This is a genomic window from Arthrobacter ulcerisalmonis (genome assembly GCF_900609065.1).
GTDB classification, from domain to species: domain Bacteria; phylum Actinomycetota; class Actinomycetes; order Actinomycetales; family Micrococcaceae; genus Arthrobacter; species Arthrobacter ulcerisalmonis.
This window is the reverse complement of sequence record NZ_UXAU01000010.1, coordinates 43,832-69,993: the sequence shown is the minus strand read 5'-3', so window position 1 is coordinate 69,993 and position 26,162 is coordinate 43,832. Positions and strand designations below refer to the sequence as shown.

Here is a 26,162-nt window from a genome sequence, read left to right as displayed (position 1 = left end):
GTGACTTGGTAGGTGACCGGGGTCGGGTTACCGGTGAAGCCTTCTTCGGGGTCGAAGGACACGACACCGGTTTCTGGGTTCACGCTCCAGGTTCCCTGGCCGGGAACGATGAGTTCCTTCACGGGCTTGTTATCGCCATCGAGGATGTTCACGGTCGTGGGATCGAAGTCGCCCTTGTCGTTACCGAGGACGGGGACGCTCACGGTGCTGCCCTGGGTGTTGTTCAGGGACTGATCAGCTGCCGCGATGGGTGTGTAGGTGATCGTGACGGTCGCGGTGGCGGTGTTCCCGGTTTTATCGGTGACTTGGTAGGTGACCGGGGTCGGGTTACCGGTGAAGCCTTCTTCGGGGTCGAAGGACACGACACCGGTTTCTGGGTTCACGCTCCAGGTTCCCTGGCCGGGAACAACGAGTTCAGTGACAGGGTCCCCGGTAGCGGTAATTAGTTTGACAGAGCTAGGGACGATATCGCCAGCATCGTTCGATAGGACCGGTACTGAGACCGTGGAACCCTTCGGATTGTTTTCTGAAATGTCGGGGCTAGCCACAGGATCGGGGTACGGAACCGAGGTGAAGCTACAGGAGACATTCTGTACTCCGTTGGGAATAGTGAAAGAGCCGCTTGTGCCAGGCCCGGAAGCAATGGTGGCCCCCGATGAGGGGTCAATGCAGGTCCAACTTGTTTGGTAGAGCGCCGGATCGGTTGTGCCCGCGGGCGTCTGCGTAATGGTGTAAGTCTCCCCGGGGAGAATCAGAAGAGGCCCAACTGCCTTGGAAGGTTCGGTGTTCGCCGTAGTAGCGGAGTTTCCGGTGCTAAGGCCACCGCCTTCAAGGGTGACGGTGAACTGGTCAGTATCCTTGACCCTTTGTTCAGGTAGATCTACCCGAACGGAACCGGTGAATGGAAGCGAACTTGAACCAAGGTCGGTGATGGACGCGTCGAGGCTTTTCCGTTCTAGGACCACACCTGTAATGGGGTTGACTCTGAGGAATCCGTTTGCCCCCGAACCGGCAATGTAGAGGAATCCGTCTTTTCCAAATGCCATGGAATTCAAGGCGACACCACTGGCGATCTGTGGGCCAATCTTGGTTGCAGTTCCCGAGCCCGCGGCTAGCTGAGTGGCATCTACGCGATAAACCTGTGCTGCTGTAGCGCTGCTGGCAATGAAGTACATGTTGCCTAGGCTGTCAAAGGCCAAGTCGCCGTTTCCGCCAGGTGGGACTCCGGGCGTCGTCACCGAGATGATGCTTGCTCCGAAGGAGTTCGTAGCGGGGTCAAACGACTTGAAGTTGAAGGTACTGGTACCTGTTACTACGCCACCGAAGTAAAAGACGCTGTTAACGGGATTAACCCCACCCATGGTGTTGGGGACCAGCGGTGCTGAGCGCGCCACCGTTTCCCATGTCTCCGTGGATGCGGTGTATTCAAACACACTCGATCCGTTCGTGAGCATCATCTTGTTGCCGTTGTTCGACAGACCAATCTGGTTGAGCCCGGTGGGAGCTCCCGGAACCGTGAGGACGGTCGTTGTCGCGCCAGTGGCCAGATTGACAGACAAAATATCCGACGAATTGGCCTTCGTGGCATACATTCCGGTGTCAGGGAAGGGGTTGGCCGCAAACGCGGGCTGCGGAAGGCTGATAAAACCGCCAGTGATCAACGCGACTGTGAGGGCTGCACCCCCCGTCTTCTTATAGAAGCTGGAGCCCTTGGGTTCACTAGACGGTTTCAAACAAATCCCTCCCTAAACGAACACAGCGTGTCCGCGAATTGCGTTTCCTGTCCGGTGCAATTCCTTTTGTCTTGCTCGATGAGACCCACCGATAACACCCTTACCATAACAGGGGAAAGGCCTCAGGATCGTCGCCCATCCAGATCGTTTTGCCTGTTCAGGACCCCGGGCGTCATGAACCGTTTGCTTCTTGAAGCGCTCATGCAAGAAGCGGCTTCACCTGTACCTAGCAGTGTTGGGCCGGCCCGATGCTTCATCGCCGCGTAAAACCACCGAGGGGATGCATTCGGCCGTGGAGGTGACCCCTGAGGCGCGCGGCAGTGGCTTCCACGGCGCCAAGGCCCGGCGGCCTCCCACACAGCCGTAGCGGGCCGCCTTGCCGAATCTGCGAGGGTGGTTGCGGTGGAGGGTTTCAACACCTCGCCGTCGCTGGTTCCCGCCGGCCCAGACGACATCGCCAACCGCTTGGTGCCGGAACTACCGGATCGTGGCGCCTACCCGCCGGGTACTGCGGCAGCACGTTGTGGGAGCGGTTGGGACTGGAGGTCATTGCGGTAGGTGGCAAGGTCGAAATTCTCCTTGCATGCCTCGGTGACAGTCGCGTTGGAGAGGACGGCCTCATGCTTCGCCGACTCGATGCCCATCGGCTAATCGGGCCAAGCGACGGGCAGCACTTCAACATCCAGGCCCAGGGCCTCGCCCGCGACAGCGTCACGCACCCGCGCAAAGGCCTCCTCAACCCTGGAACATGGGGAGTGACGGCGCTTAACCGGGCTTCTGCGGCGGCCACAAACGGCATGCGGTGGGGGCAGAAATAAGCCAGCCGCCGTCGTGGTTATACGTACTGTGCCCGTCGCGACCCGGCCGGCACCTTCCACCGCAACGCATCGAAAGGCCGGCACCTACCGTGACGCTTCCCCTCTCCATCCTCGACCTGGCAACCATTGGCAAAGGCCAGACGGCGGCGGAGAGCTTCGCCGGCAGCGTGGCCATGGCGCAGACCGCGGAACGGCTCGGCTACCGGCGCATCTGGTACGCGGAGCATCACAACATGTCCTCGATCGCTTCTTCGGCCACCAGCGTGCTGATCGCGCACGTGGCAGCGCACACCGAGAGCATCCGGCTCGGTTCGGGTGGGGTCATGCTCCCCAACCACTCGCCGCTGACCATCGCCGAACAGTTCGGGACGCTGGAGACACTGCACCCAGGCCGGATCGACCTGGGCCTGGGCCGCGCCCCAGGCAGCGACCAGAACACCATGCGGGCCCTCCGCCGCGATCCCATGTCCGCTGACAGCTTCCCGCAGGACGTGCTGGAACTGCAGGGATACCTCACCGGTCCCACCCGCGTCCCGGGCGTCGAAGCGACACCCGGCAAGGGCACCAACGTTCCGCTCTACATCCTGGGCTCATCCCTCTTTGGCGCAAGCCTTGCCGCCCAGCTCGGGCTGCCCTACGCGTTCGCGTCGCACTTCTCGCCCGCAGCGTTGAAGGATGCCGTGGCCCTGTACCGGCGCGACTTCAAGCCGTCCGCCCAGCTGGACGCGCCGCACGTGATCGCTGGCGTAAACGTGATCGCCGCCGATTCAGCCGCCGAGGCGCAGGCCATGATGCAGGCCACCAAGCGGGCCCGCGTCTCGCTGTTCTTCGGCGGCGGACGTGAATTCACCGACGACGAGGCAGATATGGTGCTCGACTCGCCACAGGGCCAGCACGTCTCGCAGATGATGACCTACTCGGCGGTGGGTACCCCGGACGTTGTCTTGGACTACCTCGACTCGTTCGGCAAGCACGCCGACGCCGATGAGTTGATCGTTGCCCACCAGAGCACCGATACCGCCTCGAGGCTCCGGTCCGTGGAGTTGCTTGCCAGCGTTGCCGGGTTGGCCCGCGTTTAGGCAATCCACGACGTCGGCCCTCGGATCGGTCGCGACGGCGGCCGTGGGGTGAGCCGCGACGCCGGCTCGCCTACGCGCGGCAACGGCCGCCGTGCGGGTGGTGTCCAGGGCAGGCCCCGCTGTGAGGGGTTTCAGGATGGCCACATCGTTGAACCAAAGCATGGCGGATTCCGCGCCGCTGGCTAGGTCCCTCCCGCTGGGGCTGCTCCGGTCCTTTGCTGGCGACGCCGCCAGCAAAGGACCCGCCATGGGCACCTTGCGTGGACCTGACATGGCGCTGCGAGTGGGGCCGGGCGAGACGGTCGCTGCGCACGGCTCCATCACGGTCCTGGTCACCCTCGACGCCAAGATCTGCTGCATGAGCCACCCGTTGCCGGTTTCCGGCTTGCTGTTCTGGTGAACCTTTTGGGCCCACCGGGCTGCTCCCTGAGCAGTACGATCCCGGCACCGAAACGCACCTGGGAAACCACCCCCAAACCTACTCGCACCTAGGCTTCATCCGCTGCGCACGCATCTTGGCTGAGCACCAGCAGGAGTACCAGGACCAGCTCAGCGGGAGGCGCGGAAAATAGCCGGGGCGGCCCTGGTGCCGGTGGCGAGGTCCGCGAGGATACGTCCAACCACCGGGGTGAACTTGAAGCCGTGGCCGGAAAAGCCGGCGCCCAGTACCACCGGCCCAATCCGGTCCAGGACGAAATCCTCGTCGGGAGTGGTGGTGTAGGTGCAGCTGATGGCCTCAAATGAGTCAGCGTCCACGCCCGGCAGCCACGCGCGGGCGTAGGCCTGCAGCGCTGCCAACTGGTCTGGCTCCGGTAGGAAGGAACGCCGGTCCGGATCCACCTCCGGACCAACCCCATGCCAGCCAGCCTTGATGCCCTGGCCAGGGGTCTGCATGCCATAGACGGGGGAATACCAGCCTGTATCTTGGGGGCCGGGGTAGTGGTTGAACCCAGGCCACACCGCCCCCTGGTCCGCCACCGCGAAGTGCACCGGCTGTTCCTGCGTGACGCGAAGGCGAGGGGCGCGGGGCACCTTGCCAGTGACGCGTTCCAGCAACTTAGTGGTCCAGCCGCCGGCCGTGACGATCACCTGGGCGGCTGTAACCGTCTCGGTGCCAGCCGCGGACTCGAAGGTGAGGCGGACGCCGTCGTCCCTGATGTCCATGGCCGCCACGGTGGTGTGGTGGCGGATGTCGGCGCCACGGGCCTGGGCCAGGCGCTGGAAAACCGGAAGCGCTGCGTCCGGGTTGAGCTGGCCGCCGTCGGGCATGTGCAGTACCTGCCCATCGAACCGGATGCCCCGCCAACGCTCGACGGCGGCAGCGGGGTGCAGCAGTTCGGCCCGGATCCCCGACTGGGCCAGGGCGGCAGTCACGTCCGCGAAGCTGCCGCCGGAGCCGTGGCTGGCAATACCGGTGCGGGTGAGCAGCGTTTCGCCGCTTTCCTGTTCAAGGTCCTCCCAGAGGGCAAACGACTCCGCAAGCATGGCCACGTAGTCCGGCTGGAAGTAGCCCGGATTTAAGTTGCGGGTGGTGCCATGGGAAGCCCCGATCCGATGGCCCGGACCGAACTGCTCCACCAGCGTTACCTGCCGGCCACGCTGGGAGATCGCCCACGCAGCGGCTGAACCCATGGCACCGCCGCCAATGATCACGGTATCCAGCGATGTGGTCACGTAGCCTCCAAATTGTTGACGGGGGTGTTCAGGCGAGCAGGAAGGCGACGCCGATCATGGCCGGCACTGCGACCACGGTGGTGATGAGCACGGTGTCCTTCGCTACGGTCACGCCGGTCTGGTATCGGGTTGCTGCGACGAAGACGTTCTGGGCCGTGGGCAGTGCGGCGGTGACCACCACGGCGAAGAGCGCGTGGCCATCAAGGCCCAAGGCGAAGTGCGCAAAGAAGTAGGCCAGGGCCGGGTGGACCACCAGCTTGAACGTGCTGGCCAAGAGGGTGTCGACCCGGCGCCCGGACGATGCCTGCAGCGGCCGGGTGCCGTTCAGGCTCATTCCAAACGCAATCAGCATGGCGGGAATGGCCGCTCCGCCAATCAGATGGATGGGTTGCAGGATGAGTTCCGGCACCTGGAATCCGGTGCCGGCCACCAGCAGCCCCAGCCCGGACCCCACGATCATGGGGTTGCGGAGGATCATCAGGACAAACCGCAGGGGAGTGGTACGGCGGCCGCTGGTGCTGGCATCCAGGATCATCAGGAAAATAGGTGTGAAAAAGGCCAACTGGAAGATCAGCAGCGGCGCTACGTAGCTGGCGTCACCCAGCACGTAGACGGCAATGGGGATGCCCAGGTTCGCTGAGTTGGCCAGCGACGCGGACATCGAGGACATGAGCGACTCCGGAAGGGAGCGCCCCAGCCAAAACTTGGCCACACTGAAGAAGATCAGCGCCGTAGCTGCCGCGCTGACGGCCGCCACCAGCAGTGGCGCTGCAAATACATCCTGGAGGTGGGCTTTGCTGAGCGTCTCAAACAGCAGTGCCGGGCTGGCCACGAAGAACGTCAATGCGCTGAGGACGGGGCGGGCGTTTTCGCCCAGGATGTTGCGTTTTCCGACAAACCACCCCACCAGGATGATGGCCCAGACCACGAAGAAACCGGCTAGGACGCCTAGCACGAGGCTGCCATCGCGGCGTTGGCATGCCGGGGCGTGCCTTCGATGGGCTGCGCCGGCAACCTAGGATCGGGAGTCACGAATCCCAGCTAATCAGATTTATTGCCGGCGGGCTTGTTCGCGTGACGAAATACCGCCATCCGGACGGCTGGGGCCGGACGGCGGCGCCTAGGCTCAGGCGGGGAGTGCTGAGTTGTCCAAAGCGAACGGCGGCCGCAGTAGGCCGGGCGTGATTCCCTCGGCGGGATCCGTCCCCAATTGGATGATCCGGTTCTGCGCGTCCACATGCACCACCTGCGGAACGTACGCCCGCGCCTCTTCCGTGGTCATCTGCGCGTACGTGATCAGGATGACGACGTCGTTTTCCTGGACCAAGTGGGCGGCCGGGCCGTTGATACCCAGCACCCCGGAGCCGCGTTCACCCGCAATGGTGTAGGTCTCCAGGCGGGCGCCGTTGGTCACGTCCACGATTGCCACCAGTTCGCCCGGCAGGATGTCGGCGGCGTCCAGCAGGTCCAAGTCTACGGTGACCGAACCTACGTAGTGAAGGTCGGCGTGCGTGACGGTGGCCCGGTGGATTTTGGACTTGAAAATTGTTCGATTCATAACCAAGCCAGTCTACGCCGACACCCCCTGCTGTCGCTGTGACAGAGGTAACTGCTGCAAGGGCGACCGGTCCAGAAGGACCGACTCAGAATGACAAGGTCCCTTGACAGTCGACCGGGAGTCAAGGAAGCTTGTCAAGACAAGCACGCTTGACTAAACGGGAGCTCTGATGAGAAACGACATCCGTGAACTCCGCCAGGATGCGGGAGTGTCCCAGCGGGAACTCGCCGAGGTCCTGAAGGTGTCCCGGCAGACCGTGAATTCGATTGAGGTGGGGCGCTACGATCCGTCCTTGCCACTGGCTATTGCCATTGCCCGCCATTTCCATCGCAGTGTTGAGGAGATTTTCCATGCAGACTGAACAGCTCTTTGCCAAGCACAAGCCGCTGATTATTGGCGTCTTGTTGGTGGCGCTCGCGGCGGTGGTCCTAGCAGGGCTGCTACTGCGCGAGTATGGCCCGGGGAATATGGGCAACGGGTTCCTGGTGGGTGGATTCGTCGGCATCCTACTGGCCGGATTCGCCATCTGGCGCGTCAGTCGCCAGCCACAGCGCGCGACCACCTTTGAGCGCGCGTTCACCCAAACCGGGGACGAGCGCGAATCCGCAGTCCTAACCCGCGCCCTCGCCGTGATGGGCCTGACGTCATTCCTGCTGACCTGCGCTGCCATTGTGGCGGTCGCGTTGGGTGGGCCTGTTGAGGTGGTTCTGGGGGTCCTGCTTATTGCCGAACTACTGACCGGCGCGGCGGCCTTCTTTGTCATCAATCGGCGGATCTAGAAGCTCGGCCGCAACAGCTGCGGCCGTCGCGGCAAGGGATTCCCGCGCGGCGAGGATGGCTGGCCGTTGCGCACTGGAATGCCGGACCGAGGTAAAGATGGTCCGGTGCGGCGCTCCCGGTAATTCGAGCAGCGTGGCGGTGGTTTGTCGCCGGGTCCACACCAGGTCGGGCATGAGTGCCACGGCGTTACCAGACTCAATCAGGCGGATCTGCGCCTGCAGATCGGCCGTTTCGAAGCGCACGTCAGGTTCAAACCCTGCTCGGCGACAGGCCTGTTCCGCCCAGTGTCGCGATGCCGCGCCCCTGGGTTCCATGACCCAGGCGAGATGCGCCGTGTCTGCCAGGGACCGAACTGTTGGGCCGCCGTCGTCCACGGGCGGAACGGCTAGGCGGATGGCATCGGTGGTCAACTTCTGGCGGTCCAATTCGGGGTAGTGCGGCGCTGCGTGTCCGGGGTACTGCTCGGCAATGACCAGGTCGAAGTCGCGGGCCCAGGTTTCGTGGAGAGCCGTTTCCGGCTCGCGCTGGATCATTTCGATCCGGACTTCCGGGTAGGTGCCGGCCATTCGGGTCAAGGTTTCGGGCAGCAAGGCTAGGGCGGCGGTCTGGAATACAGCAATCCGGACCGTCCCGGTCACAGTGGTGAGGGACGCTGCCAGATCCGCCTCCGCCTGTTCTAACGTCTCTAGGAGCTGAGTCGTGTGGGCCACCAGAACTTCGGCCTGGGGAGTCAGTTGCACCCGCCGGCCGGTTTTCCGGAGCAGCTCCACTCCGGCTTCCTTCTCCAGAAGCGCCAACTGCTGCGATACCGACGACGGGCTGTACTGCAGTGCCTCCGCCACCTCCGCGAGCGTGCCACGGATGCTCAACTCCCGGAGGAGTCGCAGGCGGCGGACGTCGAGCATACAAATTCCTTACGTGAACTAACGAATATCGATTAGAATTATTCACTTTATCTAATGGAATTGCGGTTGCATACTGTTTGGACCGAGTAACCCCCGTCACAGCCGTCAGTGGGCGCCGCGCCGGGGTCGCACCCCACGCAGGAGTCATTCATGAGCGCTAAAGATATGAGCCAATCCATCATGAGGCGCAAGCCCATTGATGACATCGAGGAAGAGAGCAAACACAGCGGGTTGTTCAAGTCGCTGGGGTTGTGGCAACTCACCGCCATTGGCGTGGGTGGCATCATCGGCGTCGGGATCTTCTCCCTGGCTGGCCTGGTCGCGGCGGGCAGCGACGGCAACCCCGGCGTGGGGCCCGCCGTCTTGATCTCGTTCCTGATCGCGGGACTTGCATCGGCGGCCGCTGCATTGTCCTACGCCGAATTTGCCGGCATGATCCCCCGCGCCGGCTCCGCATACACCTACGGCTATGTGGCCTTGGGCGAGGTGATCGGCTGGTTTATCGGCTGGGACCTGCTGCTCGAATACATTGCCATTGTGGCGGTGGTGGCCATCGGAATCTCGGGCTACCTCGAGGCTTTCCTTGCCGGCGTCGGGGTCCATCTGCCCACCTGGATGACCTCCACAGCGGACGAAGGAAAAGGCGGGCTGATCAACCTTCCCGCAATCCTGGTGTGCCTGCTGGTGACGTGGATCCTGTCCCGCGGCACCAAGGCCTTTGGCCGATTCGAGCTGGTGGCGGTGGCGATCAAGGTCGTCCTGATCCTCTTCATCATCGGTCTGGGCGTCTTCTACATCGATACCAATAACTACAACCCGATCATGCCAAGTGGATTTGGGCCCGTGCTGGCTGGCTCCGCCACTGTCTTCTTCGCGGTGTTTGGCTACGATGCCATGAGTACCGCCGCCGAAGAGGCCAAGGATGGCAAGAAGCACATGCCCAAGGCCATCATCCTGTCGTTGATCGTGGCCATGCTGCTGTATGTCGCTGCCACCCTAGTCCTCACCGGAATGCAAAACTACAAGGACATCGATCCCAAGGCTGGCTTCGCGTCCGCCTTCACCGGCGTGGGCTTGCCGGTCATTGCCACCATCATCTCCGTGTTCGCCGTCCTTTCCATCCTGACGGTCATGCTGACGTTCCTCCTGGGCGTCACCCGGGTGTGGTTTGCCATGAGCCGCGATGGGTTGCTGCCGGGCTGGTTCGCCAAGACTGACCGGTCTGGCACGCCGCAGCGGGTGACCTGGATTGCCGGTATTGCGTCCGCGTTCCTGGCCGGCGTGTTCCCCATCAAGGAGGTGGCCGACCTAACCAACATCGGTATCCTGGCCGCGTTCGTGGTGGTCTGCCTGTCCGTGATTATCTTCCGGTACAAGCGCCCCGACGCCCCGCGTACGTTCAGGCTCCCGCTCATGCCCCTAGTCCCAGCCTTTGGTGTATTTGCTTCTGCCTTCCTGATGTTCCAGCTCCACTGGGAGACCTGGGTGCGGTTCGGCGTCTGGCTGGTCATCGGGTTGGTCATCTACTTCGCCTACGGCAAGCGAAATTCGCTGATGAACCCGAACAGCCCCCGGCACTCCGAGTCGCGGGCAGGTCGGCGCCCCGCCGAGTAGCCCTTCGGAGACTATGCAGTTCCTTCGACGCCGAACGCTCCCGCACTTTTGCCAAAAGTGCTGGAGCGTTTGGCGTTTAAGTCGTAACGCTCGGGAGGGCTCAAAAGGGGTGGTTTTTCTAATCTGTATTGCTTAGAAAACATCGCTTTATCTTATGTGACTAGAAACGCATACTGATGAGTAGACCCCCCGAAGGACACCAGAGAACGAGGCGCGCCATGACCCCCAGTGCTACCGAATCGACCGTCGCCAAGTCAGCTTCGTTGACGGCCGACGTCGACGTGCAGCAGGCCAAGAACCTCGCTCCGGCGGCGGTCGCCTTGGTCCGGCATTGGCTCACAGAGGCAGCGAAGGTTCCGGTGGACGCGTCAGCCCAGCAGCTGGCCGGAGTGTTGAAAGACCCTACCGGCCTCGAGTTCACCGTGGGATTCGTGGATGGGGTGGTTCGGCCGGAGGACCTGGCCGTGGCGGCCCGCAACCTTGCAGCCTTGGCGCCGAAGGTCCCCGCGTTCCTGCCTTGGTACATGCGGCGTGCAGTGCAGGTGGGTGGGGCTTTGGCGCCAGCCTTGCCCCAGGTCGTCATCCCCGTTGCCCGGAAGGTGCTGCGCGAAATGGTGGGCCACCTGATCGTGGACGCCACCGATGCCAAGTTGGGCCCCGCCATCGCGAAGATCCGCAAGGACGGTGTCAAGCTCAACGTCAACCTCCTCGGCGAAGCAGTCCTGGGCGAGCGGGAAGCCGCGCGCCGACTCGAAGGCACCCATGCACTTCTGGCCCGGCCGGATGTGGACTACGTTTCCATCAAGGTCTCCGCCACGGTTGCCCCGCACTCGGCTTGGGCTTTTGACGAGGCAGTGGAGCACGTCGTCGCGAAGCTCACGCCATTGTTTTCCCGTGCGTCCGCGTTCGCCACAGCGGGAAACAAGGCCAAGTTCATCAACCTGGACATGGAGGAGTACAAGGACCTGGACATGACCATCGCCGTGTTCACCAGGATCCTGGACAAGCCGCAGTTCAGGGACTTGGAGGCGGGCATTGTCCTGCAGGCCTACCTGCCTGATGCCCTGTCCGCCATGATTCGGTTGCAGGACTGGGCCGCAGACCGCCGGGCCAAGGGCGGCGCAGCCATCAAGGTCCGCGTGGTCAAGGGCGCCAACCTGCCCATGGAGCAGGTTGAGGCCTCACTGCACGACTGGCCCTTGGCAACGTGGGGTTCCAAGCAGGATTCGGACACCAGCTACAAGCGCGTGATCAACTACGCGCTGCATCCGTCCCGGATCGGCAACGTCCGGATCGGCGTGGCCGGACACAACCTGTTCGACATTGCTTTCGCCTGGCTGCTCGCCAAGGAGCGCGGCGTCGAAAAGGGGATCGAATTCGAGATGCTGCTGGGCATGGCGCAGGGCCAGGCTGAGGCAGTCAAGAAGGATGTGGGCTCGCTCCTGCTGTACACCCCGGTGGTGCACCCGGCCGAGTTCGACGTCGCGATTGCCTACCTGATCCGCCGCCTCGAGGAAGGTGCCAGCCAAGACAACTTCATGTCAGCGGTGTTTGAGCTCAGCGAGAATGAGCAGCTTTTCGACCGTGAAGAGCGCCGCTTCCTGGCGTCCCTGGAAGATCTCGACGACGCCGTCCCGCCCGCGAACCGACAGCAGGACCGCAGCCTGGCACCGCAGCCGTCGGTATCGGAAGGATTCGCGAACACTCCCGATACCGATCCTTCGCTGCCAGCGAACCGGCGGTGGGGGCGGGAGCTGTTGACGCGGGTCACGGACTCTGTCCTCGGTAATGCCGCAGTCCAGGCCGCCACGATCAGCGATGAGGCGGCGCTCAACACCGCCATCGACACCGCCGTCGACGCCGGAAAGGCATGGCGCGCGCTCACCGCCGCAGAACGTGCCGTGATCTTGCACCGCGCCGGCGACCTCCTGGAGGCCCGCCGGGCAGACCTGCTCGAGGTGATGGCCAGCGAAACCGGCAAGACCATCGATCAGGGCGATCCCGAGGTCAGCGAGGCAGTGGACTTCGCGCACTACTACGCAGAGTCGGGCCGGGCACTGGAAACGGTCGACGGCGCCACCTTCGTCCCAGCCCACCTCACCGTGGTCACCCCACCGTGGAACTTCCCGGTCGCCATCCCGGCAGGGTCCACCCTTGCGGCACTCGCGGCGGGGTCCGCCGTCGTCATCAAACCTGCCAAGCAGGCCGCCCGCAGCGGTGCCGTGATGGTGGAAGCCCTGTGGGACGCTGGCGTGCCTCGCGGCGTCCTCACCATGGTGCAGTTGGGTGAGCGTGAACTTGGCCAACAGCTCATCAGCCACCCCTCAGTGGACCGGGTCATCCTCACGGGTGGCTACGAAACGGCTGAGCTGTTCCGGAGCTTCCGCCCAGACCTGCCCCTGCTGGCCGAAACCAGCGGCAAGAACGCCATTATCGTGACCCCCAGCGCGGACCTGGACCTGGCCGCCAAAGATGTGGCCTACTCGGCGTTTGGGCACGCCGGGCAGAAATGCTCTGCAGCCTCGCTGGTGATCCTGGTGGGTTCGGTGGCAACATCCAGGCGGTTCCACAACCAGCTGGTGGACGCCGTTTCCTCACTGAAGGTGGGCTACCCGCAGGACCCCACCAGCCAGATGGGCCCCATCATCGAGCCCGCGGCCGGCAAGCTGCTGACCGCCCTCACCACCCTCGAAACGGGAGAGAGCTGGGCTGTCGAACCACAGAAGTTGGACGAATCCGGCCGGTTGTGGAGTCCTGGAGTGCGGCATGGCGTGCAGCCCGGCTCCTTCTTCCACCTCACCGAAGTCTTTGGGCCAGTCCTCGGCGTCATGACGGCGGCAACGCTGGAGGAGGCCATTGCCCTGCAAAACCAGATCGAGTACGGGCTCACCGCAGGCCTGCACTCGCTGAACCCCGACGAGCTCGCGGTCTGGCTGGACGGCATCCAGGCCGGAAACCTCTACGTCAACCGGGGCATCACGGGCGCAATCGTGCAACGCCAACCCTTCGGCGGCTGGAAGAAATCGGCTGTGGGCGCCGGAACCAAGGCCGGCGGCCCAAACTACCTGGCAGGCCTGGGCAACTGGGAAGCCGCGCCCAGTTCCGCGCCCTCGGCAATCAGCAGCCCGGAGGTGCGGCGCGTGGTGGCTGCCGCCGCCGCGGTCCTGTCGCCCGCAGAGGATGCCGCACTGCAGCGCGCCGTAGCGTCCGACGCCGCTGCCTGGGCTGCGGAATTCGGCGCAACCAAGGACGTCTCGGCTTTGTCCGCGGAACGCAACGTCTTCCGGTATCGGCCGTTGCCCGTCACCATCCGACTCGCCGAAGGTGCGCCGCTGGCGGACCTGGCGCGGACTGTGGCGGCTGGAGTTTTGGCGGGCAGCAAGCTGACGGTGTCTGCCGCCGTCGAACTTCCCGCCGGTCTCCGCACGGCCATGGCGGACGCGGGGGCCCGTGTCACCGTAGAGTCCGACGCCGACTGGTTGGCGTCCGCGTCCCGGCTCGCCAAGGCCGGTGCACTGTCCGGGGCCCGTATCCGCCTGCTGGGCGGCGATGCCAGTGCCTTGGCGCACGCCACCGGCGGACGACCTGACCTGGCGATTTACGCCAACCCCGTCACGGAAGCGGGCCGTGTGGAACTGCTGCCCTTCCTGCACGAGCAGGCCGTGAGCATCACCGCGCACCGGTTTGGCACGCCCAATCACCTCTCGGTTGGGCTGATCTAGCCGAGGTACCAGCCCGGCGGTGACCAGGAAGCTGGCACCGCATGGGCGGCGAAGGTTTCGCAGCGGGTGCAGGTGTAGGCGACTTCGCCGAGGGCTGCGACGGAGCCGTCGGGCGCGTAGCTCGGCGGCTTGAAGGACTCGAGGTAGATGAACTCGTCGCTGCTGCAGGCGGAGCACGTGGGGTTTTCCGCCAAGGACGAAGGGTGGGCCGCGGATTCCGCGCCGGGCTCAGGGTGATGGGGATCCGGCCGAGTGGGGGCGGAAGGGCATCTGGGGTCATGGTCTTGGGGGAGATTCCGGACAGTTTTCACAGTTTTCCCATCCCGGATGCGCCAGCCTGGCCTGCGCGTCCGTGTCATCTGGACGGCCTGCTGCTTGACCCTGAGGAACAGCATAGGCAAACAACCCCGGGCCAGCAATGGTTTTCGTTGATACAGGCTGGCCGGGAGTTCTCCTGGGGCTCGGCCAGCACGTAAGTCGACGGGCCGTCAGTTCTGCCGCTTGATGGCCCGCCCCACGATTGCCGAGGTCAGGGCGTCCACCATCTCGGTGTTGGCCAGGGGATTGCGGATCAGGGTGAAGTCAACGTCGCCAACAGGTGGCAGGTCGAAGCGGCGGGTGATGTTCCGGAGATCGTCGGGAACCAACGAGGACGGCATGACGGCAACCCCGATCCCGGCCCGGACGGCGGCCAAGACGCCGCTGATCTGCCGGGTGGTACACGTGATCCGCCACGTCCGCCCATGCGCTTCCAAAGCGTCGATAGCCAGTTTCCGGCTGAGGCTGGGCGCGGGGTATGAGATGAGCGGAACGGGAGCGCCAGGTTCCAAGACGGTCTGCTCCACTCCGATCCAGGAGAATGTGTCCTGCTGCACCACCGTCCCGTCATTGACGCCGGATACCCATTTGACGAACACCAGGTCCAGTTGGCCGGCGTTCAGCCTGCGGTAGAGCTGGTCGCTTTGGCCCACAGTGAGTTCAAGGTTGATCTGGGGATAAACCTGCCGGAATTCCCGCAGGATCCCTGGGAGTCCGGTGATGGCCAGGTCATCCGCGGTGCCGAAACGTAGCCGCCCGCGCATTGCCGAGCCCGAAAAGTAGCGCGCCGCGGAATCGTGCGCAGCAAGGATGGTCCGGGCGAACCCGGCCATGGCGTCGCCGTTGTCCGTGAGCCGGACGTCCCTGGTGTCCCGGTTGATCAGGGTTCGCTTCGCGGCAGTTTCCAGCTTGCGGATGTGCTGGCTGATGGTGGGTTGGGCCAGGCCGAGCCGGTCGGCGGCTTTGGTGAAGCTCAAGGTCTCGGCCACCGCCAAGAACGAGCGCAACTGGGCTGGTTCAAACATGGCTCTCCCGGTGACGTCAGCGTTGCATTGTGGATCGTAATACTAGTTATAAGGACAATACCTCTCTATAATTCACTGGCCCACCATAGCGTTGAAGGCATCCATAACCGCCCACTCAACCTGAGGAAATTCCTGTGGCACCCCCACCGCCGTCGTCGGCCACCGTCAGCCAGCCCATCATCGACACCGCCGCGGCGCCTCCGCTGGATGTCCGCACCCAACCTGTGCCGGTGATCGCCGAGCGGCTGCCGTGGCGGCATACCTTCATTTCCTTGCAGGTGCCAAACTTCCGGATCTTCGCGATCGGCCACTTCATCGCCGTGGTGGCACTGTGGATGCAGCGGATCGCCCAGGACTGGCTGGTGTTGGAGCTCTCCGGCTCGGTCACCGCGGTGGGATTCACCGTGGCCCTCCAGTTCCTGCCCTCGCTCTTGCTGGGGCCCTGGGGCGGCATGATGGCCGACCGCTTCGCCAAGCGCAAAATCCTGATCCTGTGCCAAAGCCTGGCCGCCATGCTGGCGGCAGCCCTGGCGATCCTGGCGCTGACAGGCAGGATCGAGGTGTGGCACGTCTACGTCATCGCTCTCCTCCTGGGCTTGGTCACCGTCCTGGACCAGCCTGCGCGGCAGGTGTTCGTGAACGAATTGGTGGGGCCCCGCTACCTCCGTAACGCGATCAGCGTCAACTCCACCACGTTCCAACTGGGCGGCTTGATCGGACCGGCGCTCGCCGGACTGCTACTGACTGCCGTGGGCGCGGGGTGGGCGTTCGCCGCTAACGCCGCGGCCTGCTGTTCCACGGTGGTGATGCTGATGGTGCTGCGGAAGGATCAGCTGCACATCAGCCGGCCTGCCCCGAAAACCAAGGGAATGCTCCGCGAGGGCCTGCGCTACGCGCTGAGCAAGCCCACCATTTACTGGCCGTGGTTGATGGCGGGGTTCATCGCCGTCTTCGCCATGAGCCTGCCGGTGATCCTGGCCGCGTTTGCGGATCACGTCTATGACATCGGTGCCGGCGGCTACGGGTTCCTCAACGCGTTGGTGGCCGTCGGTGCGCTGGTGGGGGCTGTCGCCTCAACCAGGCGCCGGCAACTGCGGCTGCGCTCAGTGGTGTTTTGTGCCGGAATGTACGGGGCAATGCTGTGCCTGGCGGCGTTTATGCCATCAATGCTCTGGTTTGGCGCCGCCATGGTGCTCTCCGGATTCTGGTGCCTGATGTTCCTGACCGGGTCCAACCAGCTGGTCCAGATCAGCGCCAACATGGGCATCCGCGGCCGAGTGATGAGCCTCTACATCATGGTCCTTATCGGCGGCCAGGCGCTGGGCGGGCCCATGGTCGGCTGGATTGCCGAGCACGCGGACCCACACGTTGCCTTGCTGGTGGCAGGCGGGGTGCCGGTCCTCGCAGCCGTGACCATCGCCGTCGTGCTCGCCAGGAAAGGATCGCTGCACCTCGCCGTGGATTTGAAGGACCGACGCCGGCCCCTCCGGATCGTGGGCCGGCCGGCGGCCGCATAATCCTAGCGCTTGGGTGTTCCCACCCAGGCGAAGGCTGCCACCACCAGCGCCGAGATTCCGGCGTCGAGCGTGGGGCGGATGACCGGGGCAAAATGCGGGGAGTGGTTGGACGGGATGGTGGACGCAACTGTCCCGTCCTGGACCGCCTTGCCGTAAGCGTCGGGATCGGTGCCACCCAGGAGCCAATACACCAGGGGAGCCCCAGCGGCTGTGGCGAGGGTCCCCACGTCTTCGCTGCCGGTGACCGGGCCTGGGTCGATAGCGCCGCCCAACTCCGCGGCGAACGCTTCCCGCACCCGAGCCGTGGCATCGATGGCGTTGACCACGACCGGGAAGTGTTCCCCGGCGACGATGGCGGGCGGTTGGGGAGCGCCGGAAGCCGATGCCTCGCCGTTAATGATGCGGGTCATTCCACTGATCATTCGTTCCCGGACTGCCGGATCGGCAGTCCGCATGCTGATGCCCAGCCGGGCCTCTTCAGGGATGATGTTGTCTTTGGTGCCGGCGTGGAGTTGGCCGACGGTGAGGACAGCAGTTTCGTTGCCGCCGACTTCGCGGGACACCAGCGCCTGCAGCCGGAGGATGGTGGCGGCGGCCATCACCACAGGATCCACCGTGGTTTCCGGCCGGGAGCCGTGGCCGCTCCTGCCGAAGAGCGTCACCGAAAAACTGTCGGACCCGGCGAAGGCAGGTCCGGCATGCACTCCCAGGGCGCCTGCCGGAAACGGGGCGACGTGCTGTCCCAGCACTACGTCTGGCACGGGAAAGCGGTCAAAGAGGCCGTCCGCCACCATGTCGCGGGCGCCGGCGCCGGTTTCTTCGGCTGGCTGGAATACGGCCAGGATGGTCCCTGACCAGGCATCCTGGTTCGCAGCGAAAAGGGTCGCCGCGCCAAGGAGGCAGGTGACGTGGACGTCGTGGCCGCACGCATGCATGACGGGAACATCGTCCCCGGAAGGGCTGGTCCCGCGGGCCGTGCTGGCGTAGCCGAGCCCTGACTTCTCCAGCACGGGTAGCCCGTCCATGTCGGCACGAAGCATCACGGTGGGTCCGTCGCCGTTCCGCAAAACACCCACGACGCCGGTCCCGCCGACTCCGCTGCTGACCTCCCAGCCCAACCCGGCGAGCCGTTCAGCCACGATGCTCGCAGTCCTGACTTCGGCTCCGGAGAGTTCGGGATGTTGATGCAGATCCTCGTAAACTCCGGTGAGGTCCTGCGCCACCCCTGCAACGTCGTCCAAAACCTTCGTCATGACAGTCCTTCCTTTCGGGTTCAGTTCTCTTTCGACCCTACTCCCGGAAGCTGGCACCGTCCTGAGTCTTGGCGGCGTGCGGATAGTCCGCCTCCCGCTGTTGGAACTCAAGTACGTCCTTGTTCAGGACAACCCCGGCGCGAATTTCGATGGCCCGAGCCAAGGTCTCGTTACGGTCCCATTCAGCCGGACCACCCATGACGGGTTCGAGGAACGGCAACAGGGCTTGGCTGATCTCCCAGCTGGAAGAATTCCAGAGGTAGGACGGGCTGTGATCTACCGCGTAGTAGTTGATGTGCTGGCCCACCGTGAACATCGGTTCGGCAAAGGTGGTGGAGCGCGCCCAGCTGAACCCCATACCGTCGTCGCAGGAGACGTCCACGATCAGGCTTCCGGGGCTGAAGGCCTCAAGGTCTTCGGTCCGGAGGTACGTGAGTGGATTGTTGGGATCCTGCAGCGTGCAGTTGACCACAATGTCGCTTTCCGCCAGGAACGGCGCCAACGGCAGCCGGCCCCGCTCGGTGATGACCTGGCTCAGGAAGGGGGCTTCGTCGTCGTGGTCAAACTGGACGATGTTCACTGAGTGGATCGGGGCGCCCACCGCAGCGATTCCGCGGTTGGTGAGCACCTGCACGTCGTGGATTCCGTGGGCGTTCAACGCGGTCACCGCACCGCGGGCGGTGGCACCAAAACCGATCACCACGGCGCTGAGCCGGCGGCCATAGTCGCCGGTGGAACCCGTGAGCGCCAGGGCGTGCAGCACCGAACAGTAGCCGGCCAGTTCGTTATTCTTGTGGAAGACGTGAAGGCCGAACCCACCGTCGCTGGCCCAGTGGTTCATGGCCTCAAACGCGATCAGGGTCAGTTTCTTGTCAATGGCCAACTGGGTGATGGCCCGATCTTGGACACAGTGCGGCCATCCCCACAAGACCTGGCCGTCCCGGAGTTCCGCCAGGTCTTCCGGCTGCGGTTTCGGCAGGAGTACGACGTCGGCTTCCGCCAGCAGTGCCTCCCTGGTGGCGATTTTGCCCACCAGGGCCGCCAAATGGTCATCTCCGACGCCGAACCGCTCGCCGTAGCCCTGCTCCAGGATGATATTTGCCCGGAGTTCCGCAGGGATCCGGTCAAAATGCAGCGGGTGGATAGGGAGACGGCGTTCGTCAGGTTTCCGCGTGGAGGCCAGGACGCCCAGGCTCAGCTGGGTCGGTTGGCCGCTCACTTCTTTTTGGCTGCCTTGCTGGAGGTGGTGTCAATGGAGCTGGCCGGCGCGGAGGCGGCCCTTTTGTCTGCGCGCTTTTCCTTGATGGACTTGCCGGCTTTTTTGGATGCTGCTTGACGCGGGGACTTGTCAGCCATGATTGCTCCTGTAGCGGAACCGAAGCGGTTCCAGGCTTCCGACCCTACACGGGGGGGACCTAATGGCCGGACGGGAGAGCTGGCTGCCGGCGCGAGTGGCGGCAAGAAATGTGGAGCGGCTGACGGGAATCGAACCCGCGTATCAAGCTTGGGAAGCTAGCGCTCTACCATTGAGCTACAGCCGCGCGGGGAGCCCATAAATGGAAGAAATCCCAGCGAAAACAACGAGTTTCACCATACCTCAGTTTCTGGCCCCTCTGGACCAGCAGCGAAAGGTCACGGTGCTGTGTCATCCAGTAACTCTTCAATAACGTCCCCGGCGTCGAGTAGGACAGGGCCCACCGCGCTGGTTAGCCTGAAAAGGTAGCAGCGTTGGGGGACGCGAGTACACGTATCCCAACCAGCAACAGCAGGAAGAGTCCATGGCAACCGCAGAGTACGAGGTCCTCATCCGGCGTGACGCCATGGCCGTGTACCTGTACCTGCTGGAGGCGACCAATCTTCCACTGTGGCGGGACGGTGTCCGCACGGTGAAACTAGCCCGGGGCTCAGCCGGGACCAAAGGCGCCGTCTACCGCCAGATGGTGGCGGGGAGATCAGGCCTGAGCATTCCGGCCGAACTTGAAATCACCGAGGCGCGCCCCGGGGCTGAGATCCAGTTCCGGACAGTCTCTGGACCCGCGCAGCGGCTGGGTGGCTACTATCTGAGTTCCGAAGCCGAAGGGACCCGAGTCCGGTTTGCCTTGGCCACCGTTCCGGAAGGCGTGTTCAGCTTCCTCAACCGGTCCGCGTTCGGTGGCAGGCTGATCCAGCGAGGCCTCCGCTCGGACGTAGCCCAGTTGGAGAACCTGCGGATGGTCATGGAGTTGCAGACCGCCGCCTGACCGCGCGCACTGAGGCCCGTGACCTACTGCGCCAGGCGCAGTCCGGTCCAGGGACCAGCAATGTTCGACGGCGAGGCCAGCTTGCCGGTGCTCAAGTCCCAGTACTGCACCACGTCGCCGGCCCGTCGCAGGGCTAGGCCTATCGAGTTTTGCGCCGTCACGCCACGCAGCGCCCTGATGCCGGTGACATCACCCCACCCTGTCGCGACGACAGGACGTGCCTCCGCGCGGAAGGCGGTGGTTCCCGAGCCTCGGAAGAGCTGGGCTGAGCCGTCGGCGCGGAGCGCGACGACGTCCTGGAAGCCATCGGCGTCGTAGTCAACCATGGCCAGCTTCTTGGCGGCACCTACGGTGCCCACGGCAGAACGAACGGATAGGTCGCCCATGCCCTTGTTGGGGTAGTGATAGAGGTTCCCGGCCCCGTCCAAGGCCAGAATCTGTGGAAATCTGTTGCTGTCGCACCAGGGGCCAACGGTCAAGGTGAGCGGCTGCCAGCCGCTTCGGCCCAAGGTGACCGGAGCTTCAAAGCCGCCGCCAGGTTTTCCGGCATGAAGCGTCAGCTCGCCGTTGTTCCACTGGGTGAGGAGATCGTAGGCGCCGTCCAGGTTCCAGTCCGTCACAAAGACTTCTTTGGCACTGCCAAAGCCAGAACCAATAACTTGGCCCGCGCCGTACGTTCGCGGACCGGTTGCCGGCCGGTTGATCAGCTGGCCGGACCCGTTGATGGAGACCAGGTCAGCCGGGCCCTTGATCGCGGCGCCGGAAAGGATCCACCTGGGCGGCGCGTTGTTGGGGATGGCCTCGCAGAGGTTAGTCGTTGGTGTCGGCGTTACCGGCGGGGCAACGCTCCCACCGGGGCCATTCGTGGTGCCTGCGGGGAGGGTGGTGTAGCCGAAGAAATTGACCACGCCCCAGATTCTGTATTGCCGATCGGTGTAGGTGATGCCCGCGCCCATGACGTTGAAGCGCGGATCAAGGAGCATCGCGTTGTGGCCCGGCGACCCCTTCCACCATTCAACGAGCTGGGCGGCGTCCCGGTCGGTGCGGATGGCAATGACCTCGCCGGCTCCGTTATTCGGCTTCAGCGCCCGGGGGTCGGTCCAGAAGTTGGCCCGGTGTTCGATGACTTCCCGGGACGCGATGTTGTTGGACCATTCCTGCGCCAGGCCAGCCACCGTGGCGTTGTACTTCAGCGGGTTGAGGCCCCGCGAGGCGCGGTATTCGTTGATTTTGGTGAAGACCGTCAGGATTGCTGCCGCGTTGCTGTCGGCCACCAAGGCGCGTGCCGCTGGTGGCGCTTCTGCGGGGGCCGCCTCAGGTGCTGCGAAGCGCCTAACCTGGTTGGGGGCCTGGGCCTCGCCATCCGGACCCCAAAGAGGGTCGATGGACGGCACGTCAGGCACCGGAACCTCCGACGGCGGCACAACAGTGGGCTGCTCGGCTGCGGGCCCGGCGGGCGGCGGGGTTGGCGCGGGTGCTGGGGTTGGCGCGGGCGCCGTGGCCGGTGCAGGTGCTGGTTTCGAACCGACGGGCTCGACCTCGGAAGGAGCTATAACGGCGGGGGCAACGGTAGCCGGACGGGGCGCGCCCAGCACTCCCGGGTCACGTTTCGCGGTACTGGCTGCGGGCCCGGCTGGCTGGTCCTGCTGCCCGGCGCTAGCGGCGGCCTCAAGCGGCACTCCACCGGTGTTTGGCACAGGGGCGGACGCGCCGTCGTCGGACGCCGGTGCGGTCGAGCTGTCCGTCAACGGACCCGCCGAGACCGCGGACTGCTGCCCAACCAGCCGGTCCGGGACCGTGCCCGCAGTGGATGAGACCAACGCCAACGCACAGAGCATGCCGACACAGGCAGGCGCCACGAATTTATTCACGAAATATCCCCAGGGTAGGTTGGGCCATCCGGGAGACCATCCGGCGCCAAGTATCTTCTGTAACATTAGCCCCACCAGGCTCTTGCAACAACGAAAAATGCCCGCTCACAGTCAATGCGGTAATTTGGGAGCGTGCTGATCTCTGACCGCGATATACGTGCCGAAATAGACTCCCAACGAATCGTGCTGGAACCGTTCGAGCCGGCGATGATCCAACCGTCGTCCGTGGACGTCCGGATCGACAAGTTCTTCCGGCTTTTCGACAACCACAAGTACGCCCACATCGATCCGGCGCAGGAACAGCCCGAGCTCACCCGACTGGTGGAAGTTGAGCAAGGCGAGGCGTTCATCCTGCACCCGGGGGAGTTCGTCCTCGGCTCCACGTATGAGACCGTCACCCTGCCCGACGACGTCGCCGCACGCCTCGAAGGCAAGTCGTCCCTGGGCCGGCTGGGCCTCCTGACGCACTCCACCGCCGGGTTTATTGACCCCGGCTTCTCCGGCCACGTCACGCTGGAGCTCTCCAACATGGCCACGCTGCCCATCAAGCTGTGGCCGGGTATGAAAATCGGTCAGCTCTGCTTCTTCCGGCTCACCTCCGCGGCAGAGCACCCCTACGGCTCAGGCGCCTACGGCAACCGGTACCAGGGCCAGCGCGGCCCCACGGCCAGCCGCAGCCACCTCAACTTCCACCGCACCGAGATCTAGCCGGCCAGCCGCCGTCGTCCGTCCCGCAGCGGAAATCGCGACGCCGGTCCATGGTCCTGGAGGCCGCTCACGACGCCGGCGACTCAGCCCCGCGCGGGAACCACGCCTTCGTTGGGGCGCTGCGGCCGAGCGGCGAAGGCTTTGACTACCGGCTCCACATAGCGGGCGGCCAGCGGCCCCAAGACGGCCATGATCAGCACGTACGCGGTGGCAAGGGCCGCGAGGTCGGCGGGAACCACGCCGGAGGCCACAGCGAGCCCGGCGATGACAATCGAGAACTCGCCACGCGCAATCAGCGCAGCGCCGGCCCGGAAGCGGCCGGGCCGGGCGATCCCGGCGCGCTTCGCGGCCCAGATGCCGGTCAGCATCTTGGTAGCCGCGGTGACAATGGCCAAGACCAGCGCCCAACCAAGCACCGGCGGAATGGACGTAGGGTCCGTGTTCAGCCCGAAGGCGACGAAGAAGATCGCCGCAAACAGGTCGCGCAGGGGTTCCAGGATGCGGGTGGCGTTGTGTGCCGTGGCGCCGGAAATTGCGATGCCCAGCATGAATGCGCCCACAGCGGCCGAGACTTGCATGGCCGACGCCACGCCAGCCACCAGGAGTGCGGCTCCCAGCAGGTTCAGCAGGAACACCTCGGAATTCTCGCTGTGTACTGCCTTGGATACCCGATGTCCGTGCCGGAGGGCCACCATCAGCACCAGGGTCACCACAGCAAGCGCGATCCCCACGGCCGTGAGGCCGCCCAGGAAGCTGACGCCTGCCAGAGTGGCCGTCAGGATGGGGAGGTAGACCGCCATGGCCAGGTCCTCGAACACCAGGATCGAGAGGACCACTGGCGTCTCGCGGTTACCCAACCGGCCAAGGTCCGTCATCACCTTGGCGGCGATACCGGACGACGATATGTACGTCACGCCGCCCATCACCATGGCCCCCACACCACCCCAGCCGAGCAGCAGCGCCAGCGCGGCCCCGGGGACGAAGTTCAACACCAGGTCCAGCACGCCGGCCTGCCAAGACCTGCGCAGCCCGGTAAACAGCTCACGAGCCGTATATTCCAAACCAAGCATTAACAGGAGCAGGATCACGCCGATCTCGCCGGAGAGGTGCGCAAACTCCTTCATGCCATCGAGTTTGATGATGCCGCCAGCACCAAAAGCAAGGCCGCCCAAGAGATAGAACGGGATGGGGGACATGCCGATCCGCCCTGCCAGTCGAGCCAGGAGGCCCAGGCAGAAGACAACGGCCCCCAGTTCAACCAGGGTCAAGGCCAATGGGTCCACAGGCGTCAGCCGTTGCGCAGGATATTGGCCGCTGAGTCGAGGCCCTCCTGGGTGCCAACTGCAACCAACAAGTCCCCGGTGTGCAGGACTGCGTCTGGAGCAGGGGAGGGCAGGACTTCGCCCTCGCGCATGATGGCCACGATGGACACCCCGCACCGGGTCCGGATGCTGGCTTTGCCCATGGGCTGGTCCTGGAAGGGTGAGCCGGGGGCGATCGAGAATTGCCGGGTCACGATCCCGGGGATCTCCCGGTGTTCTTCTGCGAGTTTCATGGCAAGGTGCTGGCCGCCCAGGAGATTGCCCAGGGTGGCGGCTTCGTCGCTGGTCAGCGGGATGGAAGCCTGGCAGGTATCGGGATCGTCCCACGTGGAGACGATCAGTTCCGTCTGGCCTTCCCGCAATTCCACTACGCCAATCCGGCGACCCGTCGCCGTCATGAAATCCTTCCGCCGGCCGAGGCCCGGAAGGTCTGTCTCATCCACGTTCATGGGCTAAAGCCTATAACTCTGAACCCGTCCGTGGGGCGGGCCGGTAGGTGTCCCCGTACCAGGTCCTCAGGAGGCAGGAACGACGGCGATCGGCGCCTTGGCGGGCGACTTCACCGGCAGCAACACCAGCAGGCCAGCCAGCAGCACCACCATGATGCCCAGAATCCCCCACCGTTGCGCCTCGCCGTCCGCTACCAGGGGCGTGGCTACCGCGATGCAGAGGGTGAAGAGGGCCGGTGCCAGGAAACTGACGGCGCGGCCGGTGGTGGCGTACAGGCCAAAGAGTTCGCCGGATTCGCCGTGCGGTGCCAGCCGCGCCAGGTAAGCGCGCGACGACGACTGGGCCGGACCCACGAACAGGCAGAGGAAGAGCCCAAACACCCAGAACGTGGTGCTGCCCGCCCACGCCATGCCAAAGAAGGTGTAGTCGGCATTGCCGAGGACCAGGATGACGGTGCCGGCAACCAGCAGGCCCAGCAACGACACGACGATCACTGCCTTGGGCCCCACCTTGTCATCCAGGAAGCCGCCCACCACGGCGCCCACTGCTGCCACCACGTTGCCGAAAATGGCGAAGAAGATGACCTGGGGGAGGCTGAAGCCAAAGGTGCCCGCAGCGATGATGCCGCCAAAAGTGAACACCGCAGCAAGCCCGTCGCGGAACACGGCGCTCGCCAGCAGGAAATAGATGGTGTGTGGGCTGGTCTTGTACATCGCCTTGATCCGGCGTAACAGCAGCCCGTAACTGGCGATGAAGCCCAGCTTTGCCGATTTGGTCGGCGCTGGAATCTCGGGGACCGCGAAGAGGACGGGCAGGGCGAAGATGAAGAACCACAGCGCGGAGAAAACTGCCACCAGCCGAATGTTCAGGCTGGCATCCGTGGAAGCGCCAAACCAAACAAAGCTGGGCTGCACAAACAGTTGCAGGACCACCAGGAGCGCAACAATGCCGCCCAGGTAGCCGGCGCCCCAGCCGATGCCGCTGACCTTGCCGATGTTTGCTGGTGTTGAGATCTGCACCAGCATGGCGTTGTAGTTCACACCGGCAAACTCAAAGAAGATGTTGCCTAACGCGATCAGGGAGACGCCCAGGAGCAGGAACTCGGGTTCCGGGTAGACGAAGAAGCACAGGGCAGTGAGCACAGCCACGGCCGCAGTGTTGACGCCGAGCCACAGCTTCCGCCTGCCGCCGGCGTCCGAACGCTGCCCGGTGACAGGTGCCAGCAGGGCAATCGCCAAGCCGGCGATGGCCAATGCGCCGCCAAGGACAGCCGAGGCCTGGTCTTCGCCACCAAACGCGTTCGAGGTCAGGTAGACGGTGAAGACAAAGGTGGTCATGACCGCATTGAAGGCCGCAGAGCCCCAGTCCCACGCCGCCCATGCCACGATTCTTCCCTTGCTGGAAACCTGGTTGCCGGAGTCGAGTTCGGAGGCCGGCTGCGCGGCTTCAGACGCATTCGCGCTGTTCATAGCTGCATCGTATCCGCCTGTGGCGAACAGCTGACCCGCAACGCCCCGTCATGCCGGGGCATTATGCGCCTGTTGCGGCGCTTTGTTAAGGATTGGGCGCGGGGAG

At 64.4% G+C, this 26,162-nt stretch carries 23 protein-coding genes, 1 tRNA gene and 2 pseudogenes; 11 read left to right on the top strand and 15 right to left on the bottom strand.

Features of this window, described 5'->3' with window-relative positions:
- On the bottom strand, window positions 1-1,733 hold a 1,733-nt coding region (locus tag PSET11_RS02765), incomplete at its 3' end, for an Ig-like domain-containing protein (protein ID WP_148088032.1).
- A gap of 292 nt (window positions 1,734-2,025) precedes the next feature.
- On the opposite strand from PSET11_RS02765, the pseudogene PSET11_RS17115 reads away from it, so the two are divergent.
- The 4 genes and pseudogenes from PSET11_RS17115 to PSET11_RS17055 all read left to right on the top strand — a co-directional run.
- Window positions 2,026-2,278, top strand: a pseudogene (locus tag PSET11_RS17115) (F420-dependent methylene-tetrahydromethanopterin reductase); the annotation flags it as partial.
- Between the two features lie 362 nt (window positions 2,279-2,640).
- Window positions 2,641-3,630, top strand: coding sequence for an LLM class flavin-dependent oxidoreductase (locus PSET11_RS02755; RefSeq protein ID WP_124090552.1), 990 nt, complete (start codon window positions 2,641-2,643; stop codon window positions 3,628-3,630).
- A 136-nt stretch (window positions 3,631-3,766) separates the two neighbouring features.
- A complete protein-coding gene (locus PSET11_RS02750; protein WP_124090550.1) occupies window positions 3,767-4,030 on the top strand; it encodes a hypothetical protein in 264 nt (87 codons plus the stop codon).
- Between the two features lie 4 nt (window positions 4,031-4,034).
- Window positions 4,035-4,202, top strand: a pseudogene (locus tag PSET11_RS17055) (glycoside hydrolase family 15 protein); the annotation flags it as partial.
- Here the strand turns inward: PSET11_RS17055 and PSET11_RS02745 are convergent.
- The 3 genes from PSET11_RS02745 to panD form a co-directional block, all read right to left on the bottom strand.
- Complete coding sequence (locus tag PSET11_RS02745) at window positions 4,180-5,304, bottom strand: FAD-dependent oxidoreductase (RefSeq protein WP_124090548.1); 1,125 nt, start codon at window positions 5,302-5,304, stop codon at window positions 4,180-4,182. The pseudogene PSET11_RS17055 and the gene PSET11_RS02745 overlap by 23 nt on opposite strands.
- Before the next feature lie 28 nt (window positions 5,305-5,332).
- Window positions 5,333-6,259: an AEC family transporter gene (locus tag PSET11_RS02740; protein WP_124090546.1), complete on the bottom strand. Its 927-nt coding sequence runs from the start codon at window positions 6,257-6,259 to the stop codon at window positions 5,333-5,335.
- A 171-nt stretch (window positions 6,260-6,430) separates the two neighbouring features.
- Window positions 6,431-6,862 carry an aspartate 1-decarboxylase gene (gene panD / locus PSET11_RS02735; protein WP_203415888.1) on the bottom strand — a complete coding sequence of 144 codons (432 nt, stop codon included), beginning with the start codon at window positions 6,860-6,862 and terminating at the stop codon, window positions 6,431-6,433.
- Window positions 6,863-7,031: 169 nt separating this feature from the next.
- Here panD and PSET11_RS02730 point away from each other — a divergent pair, with 169 nt between their 5' ends.
- Together PSET11_RS02730 and PSET11_RS02725 are read left to right on the top strand one after the other, a co-directional pair.
- Window positions 7,032-7,223 carry a helix-turn-helix transcriptional regulator gene (locus PSET11_RS02730; RefSeq protein ID WP_124090544.1) on the top strand — a complete coding sequence of 64 codons (192 nt, stop codon included), beginning with the start codon at window positions 7,032-7,034 and terminating at the stop codon, window positions 7,221-7,223.
- A complete protein-coding gene (locus tag PSET11_RS02725; RefSeq protein WP_124090541.1) occupies window positions 7,213-7,641 on the top strand; it encodes a hypothetical protein in 429 nt (142 codons plus the stop codon). The genes PSET11_RS02730 and PSET11_RS02725 overlap by 11 nt, the downstream gene beginning before the upstream one ends.
- On the opposite strand, the gene PSET11_RS02720 is transcribed toward PSET11_RS02725, so the two are convergent.
- Entirely contained in the window at window positions 7,594-8,547 is a 954-nt protein-coding gene (locus PSET11_RS02720; RefSeq protein WP_124090539.1) for a LysR substrate-binding domain-containing protein, read from the bottom strand. The two genes, PSET11_RS02725 and PSET11_RS02720, sit on opposite strands and share 48 nt — an antisense overlap.
- Before the next feature lie 150 nt (window positions 8,548-8,697).
- Between PSET11_RS02720 and PSET11_RS02715 the strand changes: the two genes are divergently transcribed.
- Window positions 8,698-10,161, top strand: a complete 1,464-nt coding sequence (locus PSET11_RS02715) for an amino acid permease (protein ID WP_124090537.1) — start codon at window positions 8,698-8,700, stop codon at window positions 10,159-10,161.
- A gap of 218 nt (window positions 10,162-10,379) precedes the next feature.
- Window positions 10,380-13,883 (top strand): bifunctional proline dehydrogenase/L-glutamate gamma-semialdehyde dehydrogenase, encoded by a 3,504-nt coding sequence (locus PSET11_RS02710; RefSeq protein ID WP_124090535.1) that lies wholly within the window; start codon window positions 10,380-10,382, stop codon window positions 13,881-13,883.
- On the opposite strand, the gene PSET11_RS02705 is transcribed toward PSET11_RS02710, so the two are convergent.
- Complete coding sequence (locus PSET11_RS02705) at window positions 13,880-14,077, bottom strand: hypothetical protein (RefSeq protein WP_238988997.1); 198 nt, start codon at window positions 14,075-14,077, stop codon at window positions 13,880-13,882. The two genes, PSET11_RS02710 and PSET11_RS02705, sit on opposite strands and share 4 nt — an antisense overlap.
- A 294-nt stretch (window positions 14,078-14,371) precedes the next feature.
- On the bottom strand, window positions 14,372-15,226 hold the full coding sequence (locus PSET11_RS02700; RefSeq protein ID WP_124090533.1) for a LysR substrate-binding domain-containing protein: 855 nt from the start codon (window positions 15,224-15,226) through the stop codon (window positions 14,372-14,374).
- Between the two features lie 134 nt (window positions 15,227-15,360).
- Here PSET11_RS02700 and PSET11_RS02695 point away from each other — a divergent pair, with 134 nt between their 5' ends.
- Window positions 15,361-16,743: an MFS transporter gene (locus PSET11_RS02695; protein WP_124090531.1), complete on the top strand. Its 1,383-nt coding sequence runs from the start codon at window positions 15,361-15,363 to the stop codon at window positions 16,741-16,743.
- A 2-nt stretch (window positions 16,744-16,745) separates the two neighbouring features.
- Here the strand turns inward: PSET11_RS02695 and PSET11_RS02690 are convergent, their stop codons facing one another.
- The 4 genes from PSET11_RS02690 to PSET11_RS02680 all read right to left on the bottom strand — a co-directional run bounded on the left by PSET11_RS02690 (window position 16,746) and on the right by PSET11_RS02680 (window position 19,537).
- Complete coding sequence (locus PSET11_RS02690; RefSeq protein ID WP_124090529.1) at window positions 16,746-17,996, bottom strand: amidohydrolase; 1,251 nt, start codon at window positions 17,994-17,996, stop codon at window positions 16,746-16,748.
- A gap of 37 nt (window positions 17,997-18,033) precedes the next feature.
- Entirely contained in the window at window positions 18,034-19,215 is a 1,182-nt protein-coding gene (locus PSET11_RS02685) for a N(5)-(carboxyethyl)ornithine synthase (RefSeq protein ID WP_124090527.1), read from the bottom strand.
- On the bottom strand, window positions 19,212-19,352 hold the full coding sequence (locus tag PSET11_RS16725; RefSeq protein WP_203415887.1) for a hypothetical protein: 141 nt from the start codon (window positions 19,350-19,352) through the stop codon (window positions 19,212-19,214). Before PSET11_RS16725 ends, PSET11_RS02685 begins: the two co-directional genes overlap by 4 nt.
- A gap of 111 nt (window positions 19,353-19,463) precedes the next feature.
- Window positions 19,464-19,537, bottom strand: a tRNA-Gly gene (locus PSET11_RS02680).
- A gap of 237 nt (window positions 19,538-19,774) precedes the next feature.
- Between PSET11_RS02680 and PSET11_RS02675 the strand changes: the two genes are divergently transcribed.
- Window positions 19,775-20,236, top strand: coding sequence for an SRPBCC family protein (locus PSET11_RS02675; protein ID WP_124090525.1), 462 nt, complete (start codon window positions 19,775-19,777; stop codon window positions 20,234-20,236).
- Window positions 20,237-20,259: 23 nt separating this feature from the next.
- On the opposite strand, the gene PSET11_RS02670 is transcribed toward PSET11_RS02675, so the two are convergent.
- Window positions 20,260-22,107 carry a CAP domain-containing protein gene (locus PSET11_RS02670; RefSeq protein ID WP_345788805.1) on the bottom strand — a complete coding sequence of 616 codons (1,848 nt, stop codon included), beginning with the start codon at window positions 22,105-22,107 and terminating at the stop codon, window positions 20,260-20,262.
- Between the two features lie 132 nt (window positions 22,108-22,239).
- Here PSET11_RS02670 and dcd point away from each other — a divergent pair, with 132 nt between their 5' ends.
- Complete coding sequence (dcd, locus tag PSET11_RS02665) at window positions 22,240-22,815, top strand: dCTP deaminase (protein ID WP_124090523.1); 576 nt, start codon at window positions 22,240-22,242, stop codon at window positions 22,813-22,815.
- An 83-nt stretch (window positions 22,816-22,898) separates the two neighbouring features.
- On the opposite strand, the gene PSET11_RS02660 is transcribed toward dcd, so the two are convergent.
- The 3 genes from PSET11_RS02660 to PSET11_RS02650 all read right to left on the bottom strand — a co-directional run bounded on the left by PSET11_RS02660 (window position 22,899) and on the right by PSET11_RS02650 (window position 26,056).
- Window positions 22,899-24,098 (bottom strand): cation:proton antiporter, encoded by a 1,200-nt coding sequence (locus PSET11_RS02660; RefSeq protein WP_124090521.1) that lies wholly within the window; start codon window positions 24,096-24,098, stop codon window positions 22,899-22,901.
- A gap of 5 nt (window positions 24,099-24,103) precedes the next feature.
- Window positions 24,104-24,586 carry a cation:proton antiporter regulatory subunit gene (locus PSET11_RS02655; protein WP_124090519.1) on the bottom strand — a complete coding sequence of 161 codons (483 nt, stop codon included), beginning with the start codon at window positions 24,584-24,586 and terminating at the stop codon, window positions 24,104-24,106.
- A gap of 66 nt (window positions 24,587-24,652) precedes the next feature.
- Window positions 24,653-26,056, bottom strand: a complete 1,404-nt coding sequence (locus PSET11_RS02650; protein ID WP_124090517.1) for an MFS transporter — start codon at window positions 26,054-26,056, stop codon at window positions 24,653-24,655.
- Window positions 26,057-26,162: the final 106 nt, after the last annotated feature.